Here is a 23,756-nt window from a genome sequence, read left to right as displayed (position 1 = left end):
TTGCCCCAATCGAGAGCAGGGAGTACGGCTTTGGCGCAGGGGGAAACGCAACCGGTCGTCTCGGTGATCGTGGTGAACTACCGGGGGGCCGCCGACACCGTCACCTGCCTGCGCTCACTCGCTGAACACGATTACCCGAACCTCGAGGTCATCTGCGTCGACAACGCCTCCGGCGGCACCGACGTGGCCGAGATCAAGGCCGCCGCACCGGGCGTCAAGCTCGTCGAGTCCCCGGTGAACTCCGGTTTCGCGGGCGGCTGCAACCTCGGCGCGAAGCACGCCACCGGCACCGTCCTCGCCTTCCTCAACAACGACGCCCGCCCGGCTCCCGGCTGGGCCGGAGCGGCCGTCGCCGAATTGCGCGCGCAGCCGACCGTCGCCGCGGTGGCCAGCAAGGTCCTCGACTGGGACGGCACAGGCACCGATTTCGTCGACGCGGGCCTGACCTGGTTCGGCATGGGTTACAAACGCCACGCCGGCAGCCCGCTGGCCGACGTCCCCGCCGCCGAACACGAGATCGCCAAGGACGTCCTGTTCGCGACCGGTTCGGCGATGTTCGTCCGCGCCGGGGTGTTCGCCGAACTCGGCGGCTTCGACGAGCGGTTCTTCATGTTCTACGAGGACGTCGACCTCGGCTGGCGGCTGAACCTGCGCGGCTGGCGGGTGCGCTACGTGCCGGAGTCGCTGACCTACCACAAGCACCACGCCACGATGTCCACAGTGGACGCTCCGGATTCCGGGCGCGAGACATTCCTGCTGGAGCGCAACGCCTTGGCGGCGCTGTACAAGAACCTCTCCGACGAGACACTCTCGCGCGCGCTGCCCGCCGCACTGGCCCTGGCCGTCCGCCGGGCGACGGCGCGAGGCGACCTCGACGCCACCCAATTCGATCTCGCGCGGGGCGTCGGCCCGGCCGAGACCGGTCCGGTCGAGGTACCGAGGACGACACTGGCCGGCGTGCTGGCGATCGACCAGTTCGTCGAGCTGCTGCCGTCGCTCGCCGAGTCCCGCGCCGCCGAGCAGGCCGCCCGCGTCCGCACCGACGCCGACCTGCTTCCCTTGCTGCGAAAGGCTTTGGAGCCCGCGTATCCGCTGCCGCGCTATCTCGCCGCGCATGACGTCCTGGTCGAGACGTTCGGCATCGACGCGCTCTTCGGGCAGCGCCGCAAGGTACTGGTGATCACCGGCGACGCGATCACCGAGCGGATGGCGGGCCCGGCGATCCGTGCGTGGAACATGTCCGCGACCCTGGCCGCCGAGCACGATGTCCACCTGGTGACGATCAACCCGCTCGCCGACCCGCCGCCCGCGCCGTTCCGGGTCAGCGCGGCGACCCGGCGTGATCTGGAAACGCCGATCGCCTGGGCCGACATCATCGTCCTGCAGGGTCACGTGCTGGAGCTCGCGCCCTCGCTCAAGAAGCAGTACGCGCACAAGATCGTGGTCGCGGATCTCTACGACCCGATGCACCTGGAGCTGCTCGAACAGGGCAAGGGCGTCCCCGACGACAAGCGGGCCCTCGACCTCATCGGGGTCACCAAGGTCCTCGACGCGCAGCTGGAACGCGGGGACTTCTTCCTGTGCGCGTCGGAGCGTCAGCGCCACTTCTGGCTGGGCCACCTCGCCGCGATGGGCAGGCTCTCGCCGCGGCTGTACGACGCCGACCCGACCACCCAGTCGCTGCTCTCGATCGTCCCGTTCGGACTGTCCCCCCAAGCACCGGTCCGCACCGGCCCCGGCCTGCGGTCCACTTTGGACGGCATCGGCGAGACCGATCACGTCGTGCTGTGGGCGGGCGGGGTCTACAGCTGGTTCGACCCGCTCACGCTGGTCCGCGCGATCGAACTGCTGCGGCAGCGCCGCGGCGACGTCCGCCTGGTGTTCCTCGGGATGAAGCATCCCAACCCCGAGGTCACCGAGATGGACATCGGCGCGCGCACGATGCTGCTCTCGGACACGCTCGGGCTCACCGGCAAACACGTGTTCTTCAACCAGCAGTGGGTGCCGTACGAGGAACGTCAGAACTGGCTGCTGGACGCGAACTGCGGTGTCACCACGCATTACGAGCACGTCGAGACGACGTTCGCGTTCCGCACGCGGGTGCTGGACTACCTGTGGGCCGGGCTGCCGATCGTCACCACCGACGGCGACTCGTTCGCCGATCTGGTCCGCGAGGAACGGCTCGGCGTCGTCGTCCCGGCCGAGGACGTGGAGGCGCTGGCCGACGCGCTGGAAAAGGCGTTGTACGACGAGGAGTTCGCCGCGGGCTGCGTCGAGCGGATGGCCGCGGTCGCCCGGCGTTACGCCTGGCCGGAAGCGCTGAAACCGCTGGTGGAGTTCTGCCGGAACCCGCGGCCCGCCGCGGACCGGCTGCCCGGTTCGGAAGACCTCGTGCTCACCGCACCGGTGCGGGGCAAGGAAATGCTGCGCCGCGACGTCGACCTGATCCGCGAGTATCTCGCCGACGGCGGCCCGAAGGAGCTCGTGCGGCGCGTCGGCGGCCGGGTGGTCAAGGTCGCCAAGCAGAGGCTCGGCCGTGGCTGACCGCCCCTTGCGCGTCCTGCTCGACGGGACCCCGCTTCTCGGTGCCAGGACGGGTATCGGCCGGTACACCGTCGCCCTGTCCGAAGAGCTCGCCTCGATGTCCGAAGTGGACACTCGCGCGGTCGCGTTCACCTTGCGCGGCTGGCGACGGCTGCGGCACGTGCTCCCACACGGCGTCCGCGCCCGCGGTATGCCGGTGGCGGCACGGTTGCTGCGGAAGGCGTGGCTGCGTTCGCAACTGCCGCCGGTGGAGCTGTTCGCCGGGCCGACGGACGTCGTGCACGGCACCAACTTCGTGCTGCCCGGCCGGTTCCGCGCGGCGGGTGTGGTGACCATCCACGATCTGGCCTTTTTGGACGCTCCCGAAGAACTCGCGCCGAGCGATCACGAACTGCCGCGGCTGGTCCGGCGCGGCGCCAAGCTCGCCGACGCGATCTGCACGCCCACCAACGCCGTCGCCGACCAGGTCGCCGAACGGCTCGACGTGGACCGCGGCAAGATCATCGTCACCCCGCTCGGCGTGAACCCGGCGTGGTTCACCGCGCGCCCGCCGGATCCGGAGCGCCGCAAGGAACTGGGTCTTCCGGACAAGTACCTGCTCTTCGCCGGCGCCCCTGGGCCCCGGAAGGGCCTGCACTGGCTCCAGCAGGCCCACGAGGCCGCGCCGGATCTGCCGGATCTGGTGTTCGTCGGCCCCGGTTCGTTCTCGGTGGGCCCACGTTCGCGGCACGTCGGCTACCTGTCGGACGTGAACCTCCGGCGCGTCGTCGCCGGGGCCAGCGCCCTGGTGCTGCCGTCACGCGACGAAGGCTTCGGGCTCCCGGTGCTGGAAGCGCTGGCGTCGGACGTTCCCGTGGTGTGCACGGACATCCCGGCACTGCGCGAGGTCGCGGGCAATTGCGCGAGCCTGGTGCCCTATGAGGACGTCGACGGACTCGTGGAGGCGCTTCGGATCGCCGTCAGCGACCCGCACGCCGTCGCCACTTCGGCCGCGCGCCGCGCCCACGTCGCGAACTTCACCTGGCGCGCGTGCGCCGAACTCACCGTCGCCGCGTACCGCCAGGCCAGCACGAAACACTGATCTCCCGTACTACGCCGTCAGCCCGCTGTTTCTGTATTGAATTGTTACCATCGTTCGCCGGTCTTGCTGTATCGAACGCGCCCGCGAGCCCGACTGTCGTTGCATGGTGGTCCAACGAATCGGCTCAGGGCAGACAGCAGCGCCAAAACCGGCGAAGAACCTCGGATGCGTACTGGTGACCATAGACGACCTGGACGCGTTAATGCACCTGCTGTCGAGAAATTCGACGAGCCCAACGCTGCCGGTCGTGGAGTTCGCGGGTGGCTCCTTCGACGAGGCGGCGGATATCCGCTTGTTGTCGGATGCGGAATTGAGGCAGCTGACCATCAAGACGGATTTGGTGGAAGTCGTTCTGGCAGAGGTTGAAGCGAGGGCCATCGGAGACGAAGAAGAGTCACTGAGGGTGTGTACCGAGTGGGCCCAATCTCGCCGGACGAAGATTTCGAGACTGCGTTCTTTGGACCGCTGGGAGAAGGCGCTGAGCATCTCCATGTTCCTCACCCTCCTTGCCGGCGCAGCCGGAAGCCTGCTCAGCGCCATTTTCAAAATAAAGCTGCCGGGCGAACCTGATCCTTCATTCTTCACCACCTGGCCAGGAGCCGCGTTTTTTCCCGCACTGTTACTGGGATTCATCATCGCGCTCATGACGCCGGCGACATCCGGGGTCATCATAAAGCCGGTCACACTCGCGCGGTATCGCGAGGATCAAACCGTCGGGAACCGCCATTGGCAAACGGCGACCATTTCTCTCTCCGCCGTGGTCGTGGCCCTGACCGGCTGGATTCTGACCCTGCTGATCAAGAAGTAGACGCCCCTCCACGCCAGCCGAACCTCAGGAGGCGAAGTAGGCCTTCAGCGCATCGGACCAGTCCCGAAGCGGCGTGAGACCAGCCTCGCGCCACGAGGCGTTCGACAGCACCCCGTACGCCGGACGCGCCGCCGGGCGTGGGAATTCCGCCGTCGTACAAGGCTTCACCCGAGCGGGATCCGCGCCGAGTTCCGTGAAGATCGCCTTCGCGAAACCACACCACGTCGTCGACCCGCCACCAGTGCAGTGCAGCACCCGCTGCGAAGGCCCGTCACCCGCGGCGATCCGGCCGGCCAGCTCCAGCAGCCCGGCGGCGAGGTCTCGCGACCAGGTCGGCGAACCGGTCTGATCGTCCACTACGGACAGTTCCTCGCGTTCCTTTTCCAGGCGCGCCATGGTCTTCACGAAGTTCGACCCGGTCTTGCCGTACACCCAGGACGTCCGCACGATCCAGGACCGGGCTCCGGACCCGAGTAGCGCGTCCTCGCCGGCCGCCTTCGTCCGGCCGTAGGCGTTGAGCGGGCCCAGCAAGGCATCGGTTTCGTACGGCGAAGTCGCGTCACCGGCGAACACGTAGTCCGTGGACACGTGAATGAGCGGAACGCCGCGCGACGAGCACGCCGCGGCGAGCACCCGGGGGCCGTCGGCGTTCACCGCGAACGCCCGTTCCTCATCGGTTTCCGCCGCGTCGACCGCGGTGTAGGCCGCCGCGTTGATCACCACCGGCGACCTCCCCGCCGCCCGTGCCCGGTCCGCCAGTGCGGTCACCGCGGCGACGACCTGGCCGGTGTCGCGCACGTTCAGCTCAGACGACGACGGGGTCACGGCTTCGATGGAGCCCACGGCCAGCGCCGCGAGGTCCTGCCCCAGCTGACCGGATCCGCCCGGTACGAGAATGCTCAGCACCTGTTCACGCTCCCGCACGGTTCTTCAGCGGTTCCCACCACGATCGGTTTCCGCTGTACCAGGCGACCGTGTCGGCCAGACCGTCCTCAAAGGACTGCCGCGGCGCGTAACCGAGCTCCGCCGAGATCTTGGTGATGTCGACCGAATAGCGGCGATCGTGCCCCTTGCGGTCCTCGACCGGCTCGACGCTCTCCCAGTCCGCGCCGACGGCGGCCAACAGCCGCTCGGTCAGCTCGCGGTTGGTCAGTTCCGTGCCACCGCCGATGTTGTAGACCTCGCCCGGCCTGCCGCCGTCGGCGACGAGCTGGATGCCGCGGCAGTGATCGTCCACGTGCAGCCAGTCACGCACGTTGAGCCCGTCGCCGTAGAGCGGGACCTTCTTGCCGTCGAGCAGGTTGGTCACGAAGAGCGGGATGACCTTCTCCGGGAATTGGTACGGACCGTAGTTGTTCGAGCACCTCGTGACACAGACGGGGAGCCCGTGCGTGCGGAAGAACGAACGGGCCAACAGATCCGAGGACGCCTTCGACGCCGAGTACGGCGAATTCGGCTCCAGCGCGTGGTCTTCGGCCCAGGAACCCTCGTCGATCGAGCCGTAGACCTCGTCGGTGGACACGTGGACGAACTTCCCGACCTCGGCCTCGAGCGCGGCCTGCAACAGGGTCTGCGTGCCGAGCACGTTGGTCAGCACGAAGTCGGCCGCGCCGGTGATCGAACGGTCCACATGGGACTCGGCGGCGAAGTGCACGACCAGGTCGATGCCCCGCATGAGCTCGTTGACCAGGGCGGCGTCGCAGATGTCGCCCTTTTCGAACCGGTAACGCGGATTCTTGCGCACCGGCTCCAGGTTCGCTTCGTTGCCCGCGTAGGTCAGCTTGTCGAGCACGATCAGCTCGGCGTCGGCCAAGCTCGGGTACGCGCCTGTCAGCACCTGCCGGACGTAATGCGAACCGATGAATCCGGCACCCCCGGTGACCAGCACTCGCATCCCGCGATCCTCCCTCTACGACTTCACCGACCGGCCGAGTGTGTCACGACCGGGGCAACCTTTCACCAGCCTACGGACGTCTAACACGAGGATCAGTAGAGTTGGCGGCGAGGCACACGTGTGCCCTGGGGAGATTCGTGGAGGACCGCACGTGACCGAGTGGCCCGGGCCACCCATTCCGGCGCGCCGTGGCGGCGGCGTCGTGGTGTTCGCCCGTCGCGGCGTGAAGGTCGTGTTCAGCCTGGTCTCGATCACGATCCTGGCGCTGACCTGGTGGGGCTGGCAGTTCATCGGCGACCCGTCGCAGGGCTTCGCGACCACGAACATCTTCGAGGACAACGGTCATCCGCCCGCGAAACCGCTGGACGGCGCGATCGACATCCTGCTCGTCGGCCAGGACAGCCGCACCGACGCGCAGGGCAACCCGCTGCCGCGCGAGGTCCTCGACATGCTGCACGCCGGTGTTTCCGACGGCGAGCGCCAGACCGACACGATGATCCTGGTGCACATCCCCCAGAACGGCAAGAAGGCGGTCGCGATCTCCTTCCCCCGCGACTCGTGGGTCGAGATCACCGGCGGTTTCGGCAAGCACAAGCTCAACAGCGCGTACGTGTACGCCTACAACGACACGTCGAAGACGCTGCAGCAGCAGGGCAACGCCGACCTCAAGGACGTCGACGCCAAGGCCAAGGACGCCGGCCGCAAGAACCTGATCGCGACGCTGGAGAAGTTCATCGGCAAGCCGAAGATGATCGACCGGTACGCCGAGGTGAACCTGTCGAGCTTCTACGAGATCACCAAGGCGATCGGCGGCGTCGAGGTCTGCCTCAACAACGCGGTCAAGGAGAAGAAGTCCGGAGTGGACCTGCCGGCCGGCAGGTCCACCGTGGAGGGCGTCCAGGCGCTCGCGTTCGTCCGTCAGCGCTACGACCTGCAGAACGGCGACCTCGACCGGATCGCGCGCCAGCAGGCCTTCCTGTCGGGGCTGGCGAACAAGGTGCTCTCGTCCGACGTCCTGATCAACCCGGCGAAGATCACCGACCTGATCAACGCGGTGAAGAAGTCGGTCGTGCTGTCGGCGGGCTGGGACCTACCCGAGTTCGCCGCCCAGATGCGCGGGCTGACCAGCGGAAACGTCGAGTTCCACACCATCCCGACCCAAGGCGACGCGACCATCGGCGGCGCCGCCGTGCTCCGGGTGGCCCCGGCGCAGGTGCAGGCCGAAGTCACCCGCCTGACCTCCGACGGCGAGAAGGCGCCGGCCGAGACCTCGGCCACCCTGCCGGGCGCGGAAGCGGTGACCGTCGAACTCTTCGACGGATCGGGTTCGCCCACAGCGGCCACCGAGACCCGAAACCTCTTGCAGGGCAAGGGTTTCAAACTCGCGGCCGATACCAAGCTCAGCACTCGCAACTCGACGGTCATCCGGTACGCGCCGGGCGACGACGACGCGCTGGCCCTGATCAAACAGGTCTTCGGCACCGCGGTGCAGGCCGAGGCGGACCGTGACGTCGCCCCCGGCAAGGTGCGGGTGCTGCTCGGCAAGGACTTCAAGGGCGCGTCCGCGACCACCACTGCCCCGTCGAAGACGTCGACGCCCTCGAAGCCCGCTCAGCCGCCCTCCAGCGCTCCCGCGGCGCCCACCACGACGCCGATCGTCGCGGGCAATGTGCCCTGCGTCAATTAATTCCGGGTACTCAGCGTGGCCGACCTCACGGTGGCCTAGCCTGCTCCTACGATCGGACGACGGCAGTGCCAGGGGAGGTGACCAGGGATGAGCGACGAGGACAAGAGCGTCAATGAACGTTCTGAGCAGTTGGACGACGAAGAGCCGAAGTCCGAAGAGGACACCAAATCGGACACCGAGAGTGACGAAAAGCCTCGGTTCATCCCGACGCCGTACCCGCGAAACCGGCCACTCCCCCAGCCGTCCGCCCCGGCCGAGGACGAAGACGAAGCGGTCTCGGGTGTGCTCGCCGTGCCCGAGCGCCCCCTGCGCCGCGCCGGCCGGATCACCCGCCGGATCGCGGTCGGCCTCGTGTCCCTGCTCGCCCTCGGCACGACGGGCTACGCGTACGTCACCAAGGACCAGCTGCAGAACAACGTCCCCACGACGAACGCCCTGAGCAAGGCCGACGATCCCGCCGCCCCGCCCGCCGACGACGGCGCGAACGACATCCTCCTGGTCGGCAGCGACGCGCGAACCGACGCGCAGGGCAATCCGCTTCCGCTCCGGGTGCTCAAGGAACTGCGCACCGAGGAGAAGCCGGGCGTCAACACCGACACCATCATCATCCTGCGGATCCCGAAGAACGGCGGGAAACCGTCCGGCGTCTCGATCCCGCGTGACACCTGGACCGACATCCCGGGCCGCGGCAAGAACAAGATCAACTCGGCGTACGGCGTCGCGAAGGCCAACTACGCGAACGCGCATCGCGGCGAATCCGATCAGGCGAAACTCGAACGCGATTCCGATCAGGAAGGCCGCAAGGCACTGGTCCAGACCGTTCAGGACCTGACGAAGATCCGCATAGACCACTACGCCGAGGTCAACCTGCTCGGGTTCTACCTGCTGACCGAGGCGCTGGGCGGCGTCAAGGTCTGCCTGAACCACTCGACCGAGGACAAGGACTCCGGCGCGGACTTCCGGCGCGGCGAACAGACCGTGTCGGGTGGCGAGGCGCTTTCCTTCGTGCGACAGCGCAAGAACCTGCCGCGCGGCGACCTCGACCGCATCGTGCGGCAGCAGACGTTCCTGTCGTCGGCACTGAACCAGGTGCTCTCGGCGGGGACGCTGACCAGCCCGTCGACGATGGCGGGCCTGATGGACGTCGTGCGCCGGTCGATCGTCCTGGACGAAGGGCTGGACCTGCTGGAGTTCGCGCAGCAGGCGAAGGGGATCGCGTCGGGCGACCTGACGTTCACGACGATTCCGGTGGTGAACATCAACGGCCGCAGCGCGGACGGCCAGAGCATCGTCGAGATCGACCCCGCTGCCGTGCGGACCTTCGTCTCCGGCCTGGTGGGCCGGGGCGGTGGCAGCGGTGCGCCCGGCGCGGCTCCGCTGCTCGCCGCGTCGAGTGTTCCCTGCGTGAACTAGCGTTGGGGGCGTGAGCCTCACCGAACTGCTGCTGCGGCCCGTGCTCGGGTCGCCCGCGAAACCGCTGATCACGCACTACGACGACAAGCAGGGCAGCCGGGTCGAACTGTCCGTGGCGACCACGGTGAACTGGGCCGCCAAGACGGCGAACTGGCTGGTCGAGGAGTTCGACGTCGAACCGGGCGACGAGGTCGCCGTGGTGCTGCCGTCGCATTGGCAGACCGCCGGTGTCCTGCTGGGCGCGTGGTGGTGCGGCGCCAGGGTGGTGACGGAGACCGCGGGCGCGCGGGTGGCGTTCGTCGCGCCGGGCGGCGCTTCCGACGCGGCCGCGACGGCCGTCGTCTCGCTGCACCCCATGGGTCTCGGACTACCCGCCGGGTCGGTGCCCGACGGGGCGCTGGACTACCTGACCGAAGCCCGGCTTTCGGGCGACCAGTTCAGCCCGCTGTTCCCCGTGCCCGGCGACACTCCGGCACTGGGTTCGTCCACTGTGGATGAAGTGCTCGCCGAGGCGCGCTCTCGCGCTTCTTCGGCGGGCCTGTCCGCGGACGACCGCGTTCTGTCCACTGTGGAATGGACTGGCACGGAAGGGATTCTCGCGGGTTTCCTGACCCCACTCGCCGCCGGTGCGCATCTGGTCCAGGTCACCGACGCCGATCCGGCCAAACTCGCTTCCCGGCGCGAAGCCGAGCGAACGACGGCGGATCTCCCCTCCTGAAGCGCTATGAACGTGTCTTTCCTTGCGAAATTTCGCAAGGAAAGACACGTTCATGGCATCCGGGGTCAGGCGTCCTGAAGCTGCTTCGCCTCACGCTTGCGTCCGAAGAGCGCGTGGTCGATCGACAGCTTGCCGGCGTTGAATCCGAGCGCGAGCCCGGCGACCGCCAGTACCAGGACGAGTTCGTAACCGCCCTGACCGGTGAGGCCGTTGTCGAGGTGCACCGAGAGCAGAGCGCCGACGGAGACCACGACGAAGCCGAGGCCCACTAGCGGCGTCAGGAAACCGACGATGAACAAGATGGCTCCCACGATCTCCACCGCGATCGCGAAGATCGCCGCGAGCGTCGGGAGCGGGATTCCGGTCTGCTCGAAGAACTTCGCGGTGCCGTCGATCCCGTTTTCCCACTTCTGCAGGCCGTGTGCGAGGAAGACCACACCGACACCGATCCGGCCCAGCAGGAGGGCGACATCCTTGAAACGAGCGAACATCGGGTATCAGCTTTCTGGTCGGTGAATATTCAACTTACCCGGATCACGGTAGGGCACCGAGCGCCTCCGACGGCACCTCCGGAGCGTGATCGACAGGTACCCGACAGGAACCACACACTCGGCGGCATGTCCTCAGTGGAAGGTCGCGGATGTTATCCCCCCGTACGGCAGAATCACTTCCGTGACGGACGAACGGCTGACCGGCCTGTGGTCGGACGAGATCGTGCATCCGGGCAGCGTCGAATCCGTCGACCTGGCGTTCCGCGATGACGGGTCGGGGTGGCTCTATTGGTCGAGCTGGAGCACAGAATTCGCGGTGTCCCGCTTCAAATGGGCGAGCCCGGGCGTACTGGTCTTGAAGTTCCATCGCACCCTCGGGGGCACGTGGTCGATCGAAGACGGTGTCACCCGTCACGAAGTCGAGTCCGACGAGAAGGACGAGTCGACGCTCGAAGTCGGCTATGAAATCGCGCCCGGCGAGGACCCGTTCGGCAATCCGGTGACCCTGCTCTCCCTCGACCGCGCCTTGGACGAGTACCTCGCGGGCTCGCGGTTCGCCTGGGTCGAGAACCCGGAGTCGCTCAGCGACCCGTCCGCCGATGCTCCGCGGCCAGACCCGTCCAGCCACCGCTGACGGCCAGCAGCTCAAGCACCCGCTCGGCCTGCTCGGCGAACCCGGCCAGATCGGCGTGCAGCAACGCTATCCGCTCGGCGTCGAGCGGGACCTCGTCGTCGGCCCACAGCTCGATCACCGTGCTGACGGTCCACACGAGGAACTGGATGATCCGGATGAACTCCTCGGACGGCTCTTCGACGGCGCCGCGGTATCCCGTCTCGATCTCGTCGCAGGCCGCCACCAGCTCACGCAGCGGCTTGACGACGTCGGCCGCCGTCCCGTCCCACGCGGCCGACGGCCACGTGCGATCCCCGAGTTCGAGCCACAACCGCCAGCCGGCGATCAGCTCGGCCTCGTCGTGCGGCCTCCACGACACCGGAGCGAACCAGAACATCCTTCGAGAGTGACACCGGCGGCCCATGATCGCCGTACTTCCGTGAAGCATCTCACCGACGGTTAACCGATCGCCTGTGCGGAGCGACGGCTCTAGCCTGACGCTGTGCCCGACACGAACCAGCCCTGGTCAGCCGTACTTTCCGCGGTGGACGCAGCGCCCGCCGCCGGGCTAGCTCGGTAAGATCGACGGTGTGACAGCTGCGCCTGGGGAACGGCCGAAACCCATCGATCAGTGTCAGGACGTTCAAGAAATCCTCGACCAGATCCGGCTTCGGCCGGGCATGTGGCTTCGGCAACGGTCTTTGCGGGACTTGCAGAGCATCCTCTTCGGCTATGGCGTCGCCCTGGACGTTCACGGACTCGATGAGAAGTTCGAGATGGGGCCCGTCGGCCCGTTCGCCCAATGGATCGAGGCTCGCTTTGGCTGGCCGATGGCCTTGGGATGGGCGGTCGCCATCGAAAAGCACGCCGACGGGGAGGAACCGCTGGAGGCGTTCTTCCGTCTGCTCGACGAGTACCGAACCATCTGAGCGCATTCAGGGCAGCTACCTCGGCCACTCCGATGCCGGGGTGCACCCCGCGGACGTACACGCACCTCGTCCCGTCGAGCCACGAGCGGGCTCGGCAGGCTATCGACGCGGTGTTCGGGCGGCCTGGCGCCCATGACGGCCTGATCATGAGCAGCCAGAGCCGCCCGAACTACCGGGTCAAGATCAAATCAGCCCTTGAGCAGGGCGCGCGCCATGACCATGCGCTGGATCTGGTTGGTGCCTTCGTAGATCTGAGTGATCTTCGCGTCGCGCATCATGCGCTCCACCGGGAAGTCGCGCGTGTAGCCCGCGCCGCCGAAGAGCTGCACGGCGTCCGTCGTCACCGACATCGCGATGTCCGACGCGTACGCCTTCGCGGCCGCGGCCATGTAGCCGCCGCGCTTGTCGCCGCGCTCGGTCGCCGCGGCGGAGGCGTAGACGAGGTTCCGGGCGGCCTCGATCTTGATGCCCATGTCGGCCAGCATGAACTGGACGCCCTGGAACTCCGAGATCGACTTCCCGAACTGCTTGCGCTCCTTGACGTACGCGATGGAGGCGTCGAGCGCGCCCTGCGCGATACCCAGCGCCTGCGCGCCGATGGTCGGGCGCGTGTGGTCGAGGGTGCGCAGCGCGGTCTTCAGGCCGGTGCCGGGCTCGCCGATGATGCGGTCGGCCGGGATGGTGCAGTTCTCGAAGTGGATCTCGCGGGTCGGCGAGCCCTTGATGCCGAGCTTCCGCTCCTTCGAGCCGACGGTGAAGCCGGGGTCGTCCTTGTGCACGACGAATGCGGAGATGCCATTGGCCTTCTTCTCCGCGTTGGGGTCGGTCACCGCCATCACGGTGTACCAGGACGATTCACCCGCGTTGGTGATCCAGCACTTGGTGCCGTTGAGCACCCAGTGGTCACCGTCGAGCTTCGCGCGGGTGCGCATCGACGCGGTGTCCGAGCCGGCTTCGCGCTCCGAAAGCGCGTAGGACGCCGAGGCCTCACCGGAAGCGATCGAAGGCAGCACGAGCTTCTTGAGGTCTTCCGACGCCGAAAGGATGATCGGCACCGTGCCCAGCTTGTTCACCGCCGGGATCAGGGACGCCGACGCGTCGACCCGCGCGACCTCTTCGATGACGATGCAGGCGGCGATGGCGTCCGCGCCTTGGCCGTCGTAGGCCTCGTCGATGTGGACGGCGTTGAAGCCCGACTTGACCAGCGCGTTGTACGCCTCGATCGGGTAGCGCTCGTCCTCGTCGACCTCGGCCGCGTAGGGCTCGATCTCCTTCTCCGCGAGGGCACGCACCGCGGCCCGCAGCTCCTCGTGCTCTTCGGCAAGCTGGTACAGACCCGGGCCGTCAGACACCTTCGTCACCTCTTCTAACCGCGTTTGGGAGTTTGTCCGATGTTAGCGCTCGTTCACATGGTGCGACATCGCGAGCGCTTGTGTCTTTGACCGCAAAGTCCGTACGTTCGAGTGATGGAGCTCACCCCGTTCCCCCGGTCGCTCGATTATCCCGAGGTCCCGGTCGGCTCGGTGCTCGCCGGCGCCGCTGCTCGCTGGGGCTCCCGCACGGCCTTCGCCCACGGAGACCGGAGCCTCAGCTTCGCCGAGACCTACAGCGCGGCCTGCCGGTTCGCGAACGCCCTGCGCGCCGCGGGCATCGGGCGGGACGACGTCGTCGCGCTCCACCTGCCGAACTGCCTGGCGTATCCGGTCGCGTACTACGGAACACTGCTCGCGGGAGCCACCTTCAGCCCGGCGAACCCTCTGCTCCCGCCCGACGACCTCGCCTTCCAACTGGCCGACGCCGGTGCGGTCGCCGCCGTCACCGTCGGCCCGGTCGCGCGCGTGCTCGCTTCGGTCCGTGATCGGACGTCGATCCGGCTGACCATCGTCGTTCACCCGCCGGAGTCACCGGGGGCGGGCGAGGTCGAGTTCACGGAGTTCCACTCCGGTCACTCCGACGAGCGGCCGGACGTCGAGATCGACATCTACCGCGATCTCGCCCATCTGGCGTACACCGGCGGCACCACCGGACGCTCGAAAGGCGTCCGCCTGCCGCATCGGAACGTCGTGGTCAACAGCCTGCAAAGCTCCTGCTGGCGGCTGGGTGCGGTCCCGGCCGTCGATGCCTCGGGAGAGGTGATCGTCGAGCAGCTCGGCGGCCCGGACGAGTGGCCGTCGCGGATCGGCACCGGGATCGCCCTCAACCTGACGCCGTGGTTCCACGCCATGGGCACCATCGCCGCGCTCAACGTCCCGCTGCTCGACGGCGGCACCATCGTCCTGCACGATCGCTTCGACCCGGCCGCGTACGTGGCCGACGCCGAGCTGCTGCGGGTCACCACGATCGGCGGCGCGCCCGCGCTGTTCGCCGCGTTGCTCGCCTGCCCCGAGTTTCACACAGCCGACCTGTCTTCGGTACTGACCATCGGCTCCGGCGCCGCGCCGATGAACCACGAAATGATCCGCGCCCTGCAGAAACGCTTTCCCGGCGTGCTCATCATCGAGGGGTACGGCCTCACCGAGGTCACCATGGGAGCCGTCATCGCCCCGGCCTACCGGTCCGCGGTCCGGAAGGTGGGCTCGGTCGGCCTTCCGCTCCCCGACACCGAGATCAAGATCGTCCCGGCCGAGGGCGGCGAAGATCCTTTGCCCGCCGGGGAAAGCGGCGAGGTCTGCCTGCGCGGCCCGCAGGTGATGATCGGCTATCGCGACCGCCCCGAGGAGACCTCGGCCGCGCTCGTCGACGGCTGGCTGCACACCGGCGACATCGGCGTCCTCGACGAGGACGGCTATCTGTCCATTGTGGACCGCAAAAAGGACATGCTGCTGTACAAGGGATACAACGTCTTCCCGCGCGAACTCGAGGAGCTGCTGATCACCCTCCCCGGTGTGTCGGCCGCGGCGGTCGTCGGCAAACCGGACACCGACGTCGGCGAGTTGCCGGTCGCGTTCGTGGTCCGCAGCGACGAGAACGTCACCGCCGAGCAACTCCTGGAGGCCGTCGACGCCCGCGTTCTGCCGTACAAACGGCTGCGGGCGATCCACTTCGTCGACCAGATCCCGGTCTCGGCCGCCGGGAAAGTGCTCAAACGGGAGCTGCGGAAGCAACTCGCCGACTGACGCCACGCATTTCGTCCTCTGAATGCGGTGGTTCGTCGTCGAACCACCGCATTCAGAGGACGAAACGCGGGGTCAGCCTTCGACGCGTTTCCGCAGGGCCGCGTCCTTGTCGAGCACCAGCTGCTCCAGATCCGCCTGGAACCGCGCCATCTTCGCCTGCAGTCCCTCATCGGACGCGGCGAGGATGCGCACCGCGAGCAGGCCCGCGTTGCGTGCGCCGCCGACGGAGACCGTCGCGACCGGGACGCCCGCCGGCATCTGCACGATCGACAGCAGCGAGTCCATGCCATCGAGGTACTTCAGCGGCACCGGCACGCCGATCACCGGCAGCACGGTCGCCGACGCGACCATGCCCGGCAGGTGCGCGGCCCCGCCGGCGCCCGCGATGATCGCGCGCACGCCGCGCGAAGCTGCCGAAGTCGCGTAGTCGAGCATCCGCTGCGGAGTGCGGTGCGCCGAGTAGACGCCGACCTCGTACTCGACGCCGAACTCGGCCAGCGCCTGCCCGGCCGCTTCCATCGTCGGCCAGTCCGAATCGCTGCCCATGATCAGGCCAACCTGCGGCGCCATTTTCCTACTCCTAGTGGATCTCGTAGCCGTCGAGCCAGACGGCGTGGGAAAGCCAGTGCGCGGCGAGCAGCGCGCGGTCGCGCAGCTCCTCCATACGTTCGCCCACGAGGTTGACGTGGCCGAGTTTGCGGCCGGGACGCTCTCCCTTGCCGTACAGGTGAACGCGGATGTCCGGGTACCGCGCGAACAGGTGGTGCAGCCGCTCGTCCGGGCCCATCTCCGGCGCCTCGGGCGCGCCGAGGACGTTCGCCATCGCGCAGGCGGGGGCGATCAGGTCGGTCACCCCGAGCGGGTAGTCGAGCACGGCACGCAGGTGCTGCTCGAACTGTGAGGTCTTCGAACCGTCCTGGGTCCAGTGGCCCGAGTTGTGCGGGCGCATGGCGAGTTCGTTGACCAGCAGGCCTTCGTCGGTCTCGAACAGCTCGACGGCGAGCAGGCCGGTCACGTTCAGCGTCGCGGCGATCCGCAGCGCCAGATCCTGCGCCTCCTGCGTGCGCTGAACGCTCAGCCCCGGGGCCGGGGCGAGCACCTCGGTGTTGATCCCGCCGGACTGCACGGTCTCCACCACCGGCCACGCCGCGCCCTGCCCGAACGGGGACCGGGCCACCAGCGCGGACAGTTCGCGCCGCATGACGACCTTTTCCTCGACCAGCAAGGGGGTTCCGGCGTCGAGCAGTTCGGGGACGGTCTCGCGGGCCTGCTGCGCGGTGTCGAGCATCCAGACGCCGCGGCCGTCGTAGCCACCCTGCGCCGCCTTGAGCACCACCGGCCACGAGTGCTTGTCGCCGAAGGTGATCACATCGTCCACAGAGGACACTTCGGCGAAGGCGGGGCCCGGGATCTCGAGTCCGGCCATCATCTCGCGCATGACGAGCTTGTTCTGCGCCATCGACAACGCGGCCGGATCGGGCCGGATGGTGACGCCTTCCATCGCGAGCGTCAGCAGGTGTTCGCCGGGAACGTGTTCGTGGTCGAACGTCAGCACGTCGACCCCGGCGGCGAACGAGCGCAGCGCTTCGAGGTCGGTGTGGTGCCCGTGCACGACCTCGCCCGCGACGAGGCCGGCGGATTCGTTCTCCCCGGCCGCCAGCACGCGCAGGGACTGGCCGAGGGAGATCGCCGCCTGGTGGGTCATCCTGGCCAGCTGTCCGCCGCCCACCATGCCCACGATCGGAAGACCGGTTCGTTTGTCCATAACGAGGAGCAGATTACTTGGCCGCCACGGCCACGACCTGGGCGGACCCGCGTCGCAACTCCCGTACGGCCAGGCCTGTGATGGCGATCGCAGCGGTGAGGACGTAGACGTTGCCGAGCAGCGACCAGCCCAGCCCCCAGCCGAACTCGGTCTCCCCGCCGTTGGGCACGAACATGATCACGCCGCTCGCGAACAGCACCGCGACGCCGGCGGCCGGCACCCACGATCGGCGGATGACCAGCAGGACGAGCAGCGGCACCGTCCACACCCAATGGTGTGACCAGGACACCGGCGAGACAAGCAGCCCGTAGAACGCGGTCACCAGCAGCGCGCCGACCGGCTCACCGCGGCGATGCAGGCGCACGACCAGCCAGACGGCGGGGACGGCCAGGACGGCGGCGACGGCGATGGCCACCGCCAGTGACCACGACGCGAGTTCCGAAGCGCGGTTCACCAGGCCGTTGAGTGATTGGTTGAAGATCCAGTGCACGGAGCCGACCCGGCTGGGGTCGGTCGCCGACTCGGTCCAGAACCGGACGGCGTCACCGGGGATCACCGCGAACATCACGGCTTCGAGCGCGACGAACGTGCCGAGCGCCCGCAGCGCGTCCTTCCAGCGGCCGGTGAACAGCAGATGCGGCACGAAGATCAGCGGCGTCAGCTTGATCGCGGCCGAGATCCCGATCAACACCCCGGCCCAGCGCGAGCCGCGCGCCGAAAGCACCAGGACGTCGAGGACGATCAGCGCCATCAGGATGAGGTTGATCTGCCCGAGGAAGATCGTCTTCCAGACCGGTTCCAGTGCCAGCGCGCCCGCCGTGGCCAGCGGCAGAACCCACCATCGGGTGAGCGGGGCACCGCAGGCGCGGGCGACCACGGAGATCACGACGCTGAGGCAGACCAGCGAGAGAGCTCCGACGACGCCCCAGGTCAGCCCGGCGGGGACGATCGCGAGCGGCAGGAACAGCGGCGCCGCGGCCGGGGTGTAGGTGAACGGCAGCAGCACCCACGGCGGCAGTGTCGTCAGCGCCTCGCGGGTGTAGAGCGGCTCGCCCTTCAGCAGCGTGAGAGCGCCGGCCCGGTAGACCGCGCTGTCCGCGCCGAGGTGCCACTCGCCGAGCCACGCGACGACGCCCAGCGCGAGCATCGCCAGTGCGAGCGCACCCGCCAGCGTGGCCCCGACGATCCGGGGCTCAGCCGCCGGACGCGACTTCAGCATGCTTTTCGTCGTTGCTCTGCTTTCGGCGCAGGTACCACCAGCGACCGGCGAGGGCGAGCGCCAGCACCAACGGCATGAGGATGTACGCGCTGCCGAGGATGTTCTCCCACACCTTCCAGTGCAGCTCGACGTTGCGGCCGTTCGGCAGGATCAGCAGCACACAGCTGATGAAGACGAAGAACACCGCGAAGGTGCCGAGCCAGCGTTTCCACGCCGTGGCGGGCGTGGTCTTCGGCAGCCGCGAGACCAGCAGGACGACCAGCGGCGCCACCCACACCCAGTGGTGGGTCCAGGAGATCGGCGAGATCAGCAGGATCCAGAACGCCGTCACCAGCATCGCCGCGAGCGCCTGGCCCTTGCGGTGGAAGCGCAGCACCAGCCAGATCGCCGGGATCGCGAGCAGCGCGCCGATCCCCATCGCCGCTTTCGACGCCCAGGGCGCGAGCTCGGTGAAGCGGTTCATCAACGCGTTCAGCGACTGGTTGCCCGCCCAGTGCACCGGGCCGATACGACCGGTGTCGGGCAGCGTGTAGGTCCAGTACCGGGCCGCGTCGTGCGGGATGATCAGGAACATCAGGCCCTGCATCACGATGAAGGTGATGAGCCCGCGGACGGCGTCCATCCGGCGGCCGGTGATGAACAGATGCCCCAGGAACACGATCGGGGTGAGCTTGACCGCGGCCGCGACGCCGACGAGCACGCCGCCCCAGCGGCTGCCCCTGGCCCCGATGACCAGGATGTCGAGCATCACCAGCGCCATCAGGATGATGTTGATCTGGCCGAGGAAGATCGTGCGCCACACCGGCTCGAGACCGAGGAAGACCAGGAAGAACGCGATCGTCGACCGGGCGGGCGAGGCCCACCAGCGGGGGCCGTCGGTCGAGGGCTTCGGCAGCGCGCCGATGGCGATCCGGACGCACAGCGCCAGCGCCAGCAGTGAGACCGCGGTCAGGAGCCCCCAGGCGACCTGCGTCGGGACCAGCGCGAGCGGGATGAACAGCAGCGCGGCGGTCGGCGGGTAGGTGAACGGCAGCAGCGCCCACCACGGCTCCACCGGAAGTGTGTTCGCGTCGTACAGCGGGTCGCCGTTGAGCAGTGTCTCGGCACCGGCGCGGTACACGGCGCTGTCCACGCCCAGCACCCATTCGTGCTGCCATCCCCAGATGCCGAAACCGATCGCGACCAGCGGGATCACCGACAGGATCAGGATCGACCTCGGCCGGACGGACAAGCGGGCGAGCGACCTTCGCAGCGAGAGGCGATGCTGCGGTCGGCTCGCCGAAACGTCGCCGTTGGCGTCGGCGGAAACAGTCCGGGTCACCCAAACAGGAAATCATGAACCGGGTCGTGCCTGGTCGACAGGGTCGGCCGTGACCTGGAGAACGTCTTACGCTAACCCCGCGTCAGGAGCGCGCAAGGGTGCCGAGCAGATCGCACGCGAGGTCGTAGGTCGCCGGGAGCCGGACCGCCGAGATCTGCGGGCGGCCGGTGTCCCGCAACTGAGCGTCCACGGAAAGCCGCTCGTTGAGCGCCCTTCGCAGCGCGACGCCGGATGAAGCGAGCCTCACGTCCTTCGGCACGAGGGCACCCGCGACGGACGGCCCGATCGAGGCGACGCTCTCCCCGCCGTCGAACACCTGCTTCAACGCGTCCGCGACCAGGATCATCCCGGTCAGCCGGGGCCAGCCCGCGATCGAGCTGAAGTCCATCGAGACCACCAAGAGCGTGTGCGCCTCCGCGACCGGCCGCTCGTCACGGCGGGCCTGGCGGTACAGCTCACTCAACCGGGTCCTCAAGTACGCGGCGGTCGGCAGCCCGGTGAGCGGTTCGGTGACCTCGGTGTTCACCAGCTGATCGGTCGCGACGTCCGCCCACGCCAGCGCCGTCACCCGGATCAACCGGGACGGTGTGGAGTCGACATCCGGGGCGAGGAAACCGTCCACCGCGTCCGGGTCGGCGAGCACGGCGTGCAACGCCGCGAGGTCGGCGAGCGTTTCGGCCAGTCCCGCGCCCGCGGCGGCCCGTGCCCGGCCCAGCCCGGCGAGTGCGGTCTCCGCCATCTCGGCGGGAGCGACCCGGCCGTTCTTGATCACCGCCGCGCAGACGGCGTCGACCTCGGGGAGGCCCCAGTCACTGGGGAAACGCCAGCCCGCGGCCAGGCTGGCCGTCCGCCAGCGGGCCCGCAGAGCGCGGAGTGTGCGATCTCGTTCGAACCGGTTCCAGGCGGCTTGCCCATCGGATCCCCCGGACGGCGCACCGGTAGCCGGTACGTCCACTGCCCACCGCCCCTTTCCGTTCCGATCTTTTCGATCTTGCGATCGCTTCACGGTGGGGACGCCCGTCGACGCCGCGCGTGACGGCGTTTTTCAAGGATCTTTCCGAACTCTCCATCCATGCCCCCGCCACCGCCCTCAACGGACGCGCTGCGCGCGCGGCTCAAATCCGACCCATCCTGGGTGATGGCGTTGCGCCCTCCGGGTCATCGAAGGGACCGCGAGGTGACGTGCGTCGCCCGTTCCGTCACACTGAGCGTGTTCGGGCGTTAGGAAGAGTAGACCCGCCTAACCCGCAGATGAAGGAGCCCCGTGTCCACCGTTCCCGCCGATCTCTCCGGTAAGAGTGACGCCGAGCTGATCGCCGAGGTGCGTGACGGGAAGATCGCGTCTTACGGAACCCTTTACGAGCGTCACGCCGGCGCGGCGCACAACCTCGCCCGCCAGCTCGCGCGCTCGAGTTCCGAAGCCGACGACCTCGTTTCGGAAGCCTTCGCGAAGGTGCTGGACACGCTGCGCGGTGGCAAAGGCCCCGACGCCGCGTTCCGCGCGTACCTGCTGACCGCGCTCCGGCACACCGCCTACGACAAGACGCGCAAGGACAAACGCGTCGATCTCAACGAGGACATGTCCGACGTCGGCGGTGCCGTCGGCGAAGCGCTGACAGTCCCCTTCTCCGACACCGCCGTCGCCGGGCTCGAGCGCACGCTCGCCGCGAAGGCGTTCGCCCGGCTGCCCGAGCGGTGGCAGGCGGTGCTGTGGCACACCGAGATCGAGGGGCAGACGCCCGCCGAGGTCGCGCCGCTGCTGGGGCTGACCGCGAACGGCGTCTCCGCGCTCGCCTACCGGGCGCGTGAAGGCCTGCGGCAGGCCTACCTGCAGGTCCACCTGGCCGAGAACTCCGCCGAACGTTGCCGCGCGAGCGCGGACAAGCTCGGCGCGTGGACCCGCGACGGGTTGTCGAAACGCGAACGCACCCAGGTGGAGAACCACCTGGACGAATGCGAGAACTGCCGCGCGCTGGCCGCGGAACTGGCCGACGTCAACACCGGTCTGCGCGGGATCATCGCGCCGATCGTGCTCGGTGGCGCGGCTCTCGGTTACCTCGCGACGACCGGGGCGGGCAAGGCGGGCGCGGTCACCGCGGCCGCGACGGCCGCCGCCGCGGGTTCGAGTTCGGGCGGCGCCGCCGGTGCCGCCGCGGCCGGACCGCGCCAATTCGCCGGGGTGGCCGGATCGAGCGCGGCCATCGTCGCCGCCGTCGCGGTGGCGCTCGCAGCCGGTGGCGGCACGCAGGAGATCCCGGCCGCCGCGGCGGTCCCGCCGCCCGCCGTGGCACCCGCTCCCGCACCGGCCGTCCCGCCCGCGGTGCCGCCCGCCGCCCCGCCGGCGCAACAGCCCCCGCCGCCCGCTCAGCAGGTGCCGCCTCCGGCACCTGCCCCGGCTCCCGCGCCGACTCCCGCACCCGCGCCTTCGCCGGTGATCCCGGCGCCGCCGTCGATGACGGCGTCGACCCCGCCCGGCGGTGTCCAGCTCAAGCCCGGTGAAGCGGCCGATCTGCCGATCACCGTGCGCAACGACGGCGGATCGAAGTCCGAACCCGTGGCGGTCTCGCTGAATCTGCCGAAGGGTGTGCGGGCCGTTCCCGCCGCCGGCGGTGGCGGCGCGATGGGCGCCAGCGGCTTCCGGCAGCAGGCGGCCGCCCCGATCACGGTGAGCTGCCCCGGCGGCACCGGCACGGTGACCTGCCGGACCGGCACCGGCCTCGAACCGGGACAGTCCGCGGTGCTGAGGTTCCGGCTGCTCGCCGACGAAACGGCCGTGGACGGCAGCGTGGTCACCGGTTCGGTGACGGCGGGCGCGCAGATCAACGTCCGGGTCGAGGTGAGGGTCAAGGTGCCCGCGCCGCCGGCACCTAAGGACGCCCTCACCCTGAGCGCTGAAAGCATCTGGCCGTCCTCGTTCCCCTGGTTCCGCAATCCGTGGATGACCATCCAGGTGACGAACACCGGCGAGTCGACGAAGCCGGTGACGATCACGCTCGACCACCGCGTGCTCAACTCGTCGAGCTTCTCCGGCGTCCGATGCACTCCGACGGGCGAAGGTGCGTCGTGCACTTCGCGTGGTTCGCTGACCCCGGGGCGTGTGGCGCGCGTATATGTCCAGCTGAAGGGCCGTCCGGCGGACAACATGCCTGTGACGGTGAACGCCACCCTCGGCGCTGCCAGGGCGAAGCCGGTCGAGGTCTACGTCGGCTGCTGGCACCACCAGTGTGACGACAACTCGCTGCTTCCGCCGACCACGGTGCCCTCGCTGCCTTCGGTCACTTCAAAGCCTTCGGATCCTCCGGACACGACGAAGCCGGGGCGGCCAGGGTGGCCTTCGCCGACGAAGAAGCCTTCGCCGTCCGTGACGCCTTCAGAACCTACGCAGCAAGAGCCGGCGCAGCCGGAGACGACCACGACCACGAGCGCGCCGCCGCGGCCTGGCAAGTCCAAGCCGTCCACTCAGCCCAACGGGGTGGTCGACCGTATTTTCCAGTAGCGTCGCCCGCATGCTGGGGAAGCATCGCGAGCTGCTGCGGTTCGTCCTGGTCGGGGGCGCGAGTTTCGTCATCACGATGACGATCACCTACGGGCTGAAGTTCACCGTGCTGACCGACAAACCGGTGACCGCGCTGATCATCGGCGTCCTGGTGGCGACGGTTTTCTCGTACGTGGCGAACCGGGAATGGTCCTTTCGCTCCCGCGGTGGCCGTGAGCGCGCCCACGAAGCGGCGCTCTTCTTCCTGCTCAGCGCGATCGCGCTCGGCCTCAACGCGCTTCCGCAGCTGGTTTCGCGGTACGTGTTCAAGCTGGAGCAACCGCACGTCTCGCTGCTGACCCAGGAGGTCGCCGACTTCGTCAGCGGCGTGCTCGTCGGGACCCTGCTCGGCACGGCGTTCCGGTGGTGGTCGTTCAAGAAGTGGGTCTTCCCGGAGGTCGCCGCGCGGCCGCGGCTGCTGCGGGGCGGCGGACGGGAGATTTCCGACATTCCCGACGATCCAGCGGCCTGACCGTCAGGTGGCAGCAAAGGTCCCTTGCTCCCCCGGTCACCTGGGTCGGGGGGGGGGGGGGGGGGGGGGGGGGGTGGCAGGCCCCCCCCCCCCCCCCCCCCCCCCCCCCCCCCCCCACCCAAAACAACAGCCCAACCAACACAACCCCCG

The 23,756-nt window shown here is 68.7% G+C and carries 21 protein-coding genes; 11 read left to right on the top strand and 10 right to left on the bottom strand.

From position 1 onward, the window contains the following. Positions 1-30 precede the first annotated feature (30 nt). The 3 genes from ACIRGA_RS19225 to ACIRGA_RS19215 all read left to right on the top strand — a co-directional run bounded on the left by ACIRGA_RS19225 (position 31) and on the right by ACIRGA_RS19215 (position 4,433). A complete protein-coding gene (locus ACIRGA_RS19225; RefSeq protein WP_400942722.1) occupies positions 31-2,544 on the top strand; it encodes a glycosyltransferase in 2,514 nt (837 codons plus the stop codon). Then, positions 2,537-3,625 carry a glycosyltransferase family 4 protein gene (locus ACIRGA_RS19220; protein WP_400942721.1) on the top strand — a complete coding sequence of 363 codons (1,089 nt, stop codon included), beginning with the start codon at positions 2,537-2,539 and terminating at the stop codon, positions 3,623-3,625. The genes ACIRGA_RS19225 and ACIRGA_RS19220 overlap by 8 nt, the downstream gene beginning before the upstream one ends. Positions 3,626-3,728: 103 nt before the next feature. Beyond that, a complete protein-coding gene (locus tag ACIRGA_RS19215; protein WP_400942720.1) occupies positions 3,729-4,433 on the top strand; it encodes a hypothetical protein in 705 nt (234 codons plus the stop codon). 24 nt (positions 4,434-4,457) lie between these two features. On the opposite strand, the gene rfbD is transcribed toward ACIRGA_RS19215, so the two are convergent. Together rfbD and rfbB are read right to left on the bottom strand one after the other, a co-directional pair. After that, positions 4,458-5,339: a dTDP-4-dehydrorhamnose reductase gene (gene rfbD, locus ACIRGA_RS19210; protein WP_400942718.1), complete on the bottom strand. Its 882-nt coding sequence runs from the start codon at positions 5,337-5,339 to the stop codon at positions 4,458-4,460. A 4-nt stretch (positions 5,340-5,343) separates the two neighbouring features. Further along, positions 5,344-6,327: a dTDP-glucose 4,6-dehydratase gene (rfbB, locus tag ACIRGA_RS19205; protein ID WP_400942716.1), complete on the bottom strand. Its 984-nt coding sequence runs from the start codon at positions 6,325-6,327 to the stop codon at positions 5,344-5,346. A 151-nt stretch (positions 6,328-6,478) separates the two neighbouring features. Here rfbB and ACIRGA_RS19200 point away from each other — a divergent pair, with 151 nt between their 5' ends. The 3 genes from ACIRGA_RS19200 to ACIRGA_RS19190 all read left to right on the top strand — a co-directional run bounded on the left by ACIRGA_RS19200 (position 6,479) and on the right by ACIRGA_RS19190 (position 10,145). Then, a complete protein-coding gene (locus ACIRGA_RS19200; protein ID WP_400942714.1) occupies positions 6,479-8,014 on the top strand; it encodes an LCP family protein in 1,536 nt (511 codons plus the stop codon). Between the two features lie 87 nt (positions 8,015-8,101). Beyond that, the gene (locus tag ACIRGA_RS19195; RefSeq protein ID WP_400942713.1) at positions 8,102-9,427 is read left to right on the top strand and encodes an LCP family protein; all 1,326 of its coding nucleotides are present in this window, start codon (positions 8,102-8,104) and stop codon (positions 9,425-9,427) included. A 10-nt stretch (positions 9,428-9,437) separates the two neighbouring features. After that, a complete protein-coding gene (locus tag ACIRGA_RS19190) occupies positions 9,438-10,145 on the top strand; it encodes a TIGR03089 family protein (RefSeq protein ID WP_400942711.1) in 708 nt (235 codons plus the stop codon). A 65-nt stretch (positions 10,146-10,210) separates the two neighbouring features. Here the strand turns inward: ACIRGA_RS19190 and ACIRGA_RS19185 are convergent, their stop codons facing one another. Further along, complete coding sequence (locus ACIRGA_RS19185) at positions 10,211-10,636, bottom strand: DoxX family protein (RefSeq protein WP_400942710.1); 426 nt, start codon at positions 10,634-10,636, stop codon at positions 10,211-10,213. Positions 10,637-10,817: 181 nt separating this feature from the next. On the opposite strand from ACIRGA_RS19185, the gene ACIRGA_RS19180 reads away from it, so the two are divergent. Next, positions 10,818-11,270: a hypothetical protein gene (locus tag ACIRGA_RS19180; RefSeq protein ID WP_400942709.1), complete on the top strand. Its 453-nt coding sequence runs from the start codon at positions 10,818-10,820 to the stop codon at positions 11,268-11,270. Here ACIRGA_RS19180 and ACIRGA_RS19175 read toward each other — a convergent pair. Beyond that, positions 11,218-11,646 carry a hypothetical protein gene (locus ACIRGA_RS19175; RefSeq protein WP_400942708.1) on the bottom strand — a complete coding sequence of 143 codons (429 nt, stop codon included), beginning with the start codon at positions 11,644-11,646 and terminating at the stop codon, positions 11,218-11,220. The genes ACIRGA_RS19180 and ACIRGA_RS19175 overlap by 53 nt on opposite strands. 193 nt (positions 11,647-11,839) lie before the next feature. On the opposite strand from ACIRGA_RS19175, the gene ACIRGA_RS19170 reads away from it, so the two are divergent. Next, positions 11,840-12,178, top strand: a complete 339-nt coding sequence (locus ACIRGA_RS19170) for a hypothetical protein (protein WP_400942707.1) — start codon at positions 11,840-11,842, stop codon at positions 12,176-12,178. A 188-nt stretch (positions 12,179-12,366) separates the two neighbouring features. Here ACIRGA_RS19170 and ACIRGA_RS19165 read toward each other — a convergent pair whose 3' ends face one another. Then, positions 12,367-13,539 (bottom strand): acyl-CoA dehydrogenase family protein, encoded by a 1,173-nt coding sequence (locus tag ACIRGA_RS19165; RefSeq protein ID WP_185927251.1) that lies wholly within the window; start codon positions 13,537-13,539, stop codon positions 12,367-12,369. Positions 13,540-13,644: 105 nt separating this feature from the next. On the opposite strand from ACIRGA_RS19165, the gene ACIRGA_RS19160 reads away from it, so the two are divergent. Then, positions 13,645-15,294 carry a class I adenylate-forming enzyme family protein gene (locus ACIRGA_RS19160; protein ID WP_400942706.1) on the top strand — a complete coding sequence of 550 codons (1,650 nt, stop codon included), beginning with the start codon at positions 13,645-13,647 and terminating at the stop codon, positions 15,292-15,294. A gap of 72 nt (positions 15,295-15,366) precedes the next feature. On the opposite strand, the gene purE is transcribed toward ACIRGA_RS19160, so the two are convergent. The 5 genes from purE to ACIRGA_RS19135 form a co-directional block, all read right to left on the bottom strand. Next, complete coding sequence (purE, locus tag ACIRGA_RS19155) at positions 15,367-15,864, bottom strand: 5-(carboxyamino)imidazole ribonucleotide mutase (protein ID WP_400942705.1); 498 nt, start codon at positions 15,862-15,864, stop codon at positions 15,367-15,369. Positions 15,865-15,874: 10 nt separating this feature from the next. Beyond that, complete coding sequence (locus tag ACIRGA_RS19150; RefSeq protein ID WP_400942703.1) at positions 15,875-17,059, bottom strand: 5-(carboxyamino)imidazole ribonucleotide synthase; 1,185 nt, start codon at positions 17,057-17,059, stop codon at positions 15,875-15,877. Between the two features lie 13 nt (positions 17,060-17,072). Further along, entirely contained in the window at positions 17,073-18,278 is a 1,206-nt protein-coding gene (locus ACIRGA_RS19145) for a glycosyltransferase 87 family protein (RefSeq protein ID WP_400942701.1), read from the bottom strand. After that, complete coding sequence (locus ACIRGA_RS19140; protein WP_400942700.1) at positions 18,253-19,599, bottom strand: glycosyltransferase 87 family protein; 1,347 nt, start codon at positions 19,597-19,599, stop codon at positions 18,253-18,255. The genes ACIRGA_RS19145 and ACIRGA_RS19140 overlap by 26 nt, the downstream gene beginning before the upstream one ends. An 82-nt stretch (positions 19,600-19,681) precedes the next feature. Beyond that, positions 19,682-20,554 carry a GGDEF domain-containing protein gene (locus ACIRGA_RS19135; protein ID WP_400942699.1) on the bottom strand — a complete coding sequence of 291 codons (873 nt, stop codon included), beginning with the start codon at positions 20,552-20,554 and terminating at the stop codon, positions 19,682-19,684. 309 nt (positions 20,555-20,863) lie between these two features. Here ACIRGA_RS19135 and ACIRGA_RS19130 point away from each other — a divergent pair, with 309 nt between their 5' ends. Then, positions 20,864-23,095, top strand: coding sequence for a sigma-70 family RNA polymerase sigma factor (locus ACIRGA_RS19130; protein WP_400942698.1), 2,232 nt, complete (start codon positions 20,864-20,866; stop codon positions 23,093-23,095). Positions 23,096-23,105: 10 nt separating this feature from the next. Next, the gene (locus tag ACIRGA_RS19125; RefSeq protein WP_400942697.1) at positions 23,106-23,606 is read left to right on the top strand and encodes a GtrA family protein; all 501 of its coding nucleotides are present in this window, start codon (positions 23,106-23,108) and stop codon (positions 23,604-23,606) included. The last annotated feature ends 150 nt before the right edge of the window (positions 23,607-23,756 follow it).

It is taken from the genome of Amycolatopsis sp. NPDC102389 (assembly GCF_044765885.1).
Taxonomy (GTDB): Bacteria; Actinomycetota; Actinomycetes; order Mycobacteriales; family Pseudonocardiaceae; genus Amycolatopsis.
The sequence above is the reverse complement of the archived record's forward strand: the minus strand, read 5'-3'. Positions and strand labels throughout refer to the sequence as shown.

Excerpts from the sequence above, each read along its gene's own strand:
- ACIRGA_RS19215 (WP_400942720.1), top strand. The coding sequence starts at position 3,729 with ATGGTGGTCCAACGAATCGGCTCAGGGCAGACAGCAGCGCCAAAACCG.
- rfbB (WP_400942716.1), bottom strand. The coding sequence starts at position 6,327 with ATGCGAGTGCTGGTCACCGGGGGTGCCGGATTCATCGGTTCGCATTAC.
- ACIRGA_RS19195 (WP_400942713.1), top strand. The coding sequence starts at position 8,102 with ATGAGCGACGAGGACAAGAGCGTCAATGAACGTTCTGAGCAGTTGGAC.
- ACIRGA_RS19185 (WP_400942710.1), bottom strand. The coding sequence starts at position 10,636 with ATGTTCGCTCGTTTCAAGGATGTCGCCCTCCTGCTGGGCCGGATCGGT.
- ACIRGA_RS19175 (WP_400942708.1), bottom strand. The coding sequence starts at position 11,646 with ATGTTCTGGTTCGCTCCGGTGTCGTGGAGGCCGCACGACGAGGCCGAG.
- ACIRGA_RS19160 (WP_400942706.1), top strand. The coding sequence starts at position 13,645 with ATGGAGCTCACCCCGTTCCCCCGGTCGCTCGATTATCCCGAGGTCCCG.
- purE (WP_400942705.1), bottom strand. The coding sequence starts at position 15,864 with ATGGCGCCGCAGGTTGGCCTGATCATGGGCAGCGATTCGGACTGGCCG.
- ACIRGA_RS19150 (WP_400942703.1), bottom strand. The coding sequence starts at position 17,059 with ATGGACAAACGAACCGGTCTTCCGATCGTGGGCATGGTGGGCGGCGGA.
- ACIRGA_RS19145 (WP_400942701.1), bottom strand. The coding sequence starts at position 18,278 with ATGCTGAAGTCGCGTCCGGCGGCTGAGCCCCGGATCGTCGGGGCCACG.
- ACIRGA_RS19125 (WP_400942697.1), top strand. The coding sequence starts at position 23,106 with ATGCTGGGGAAGCATCGCGAGCTGCTGCGGTTCGTCCTGGTCGGGGGC.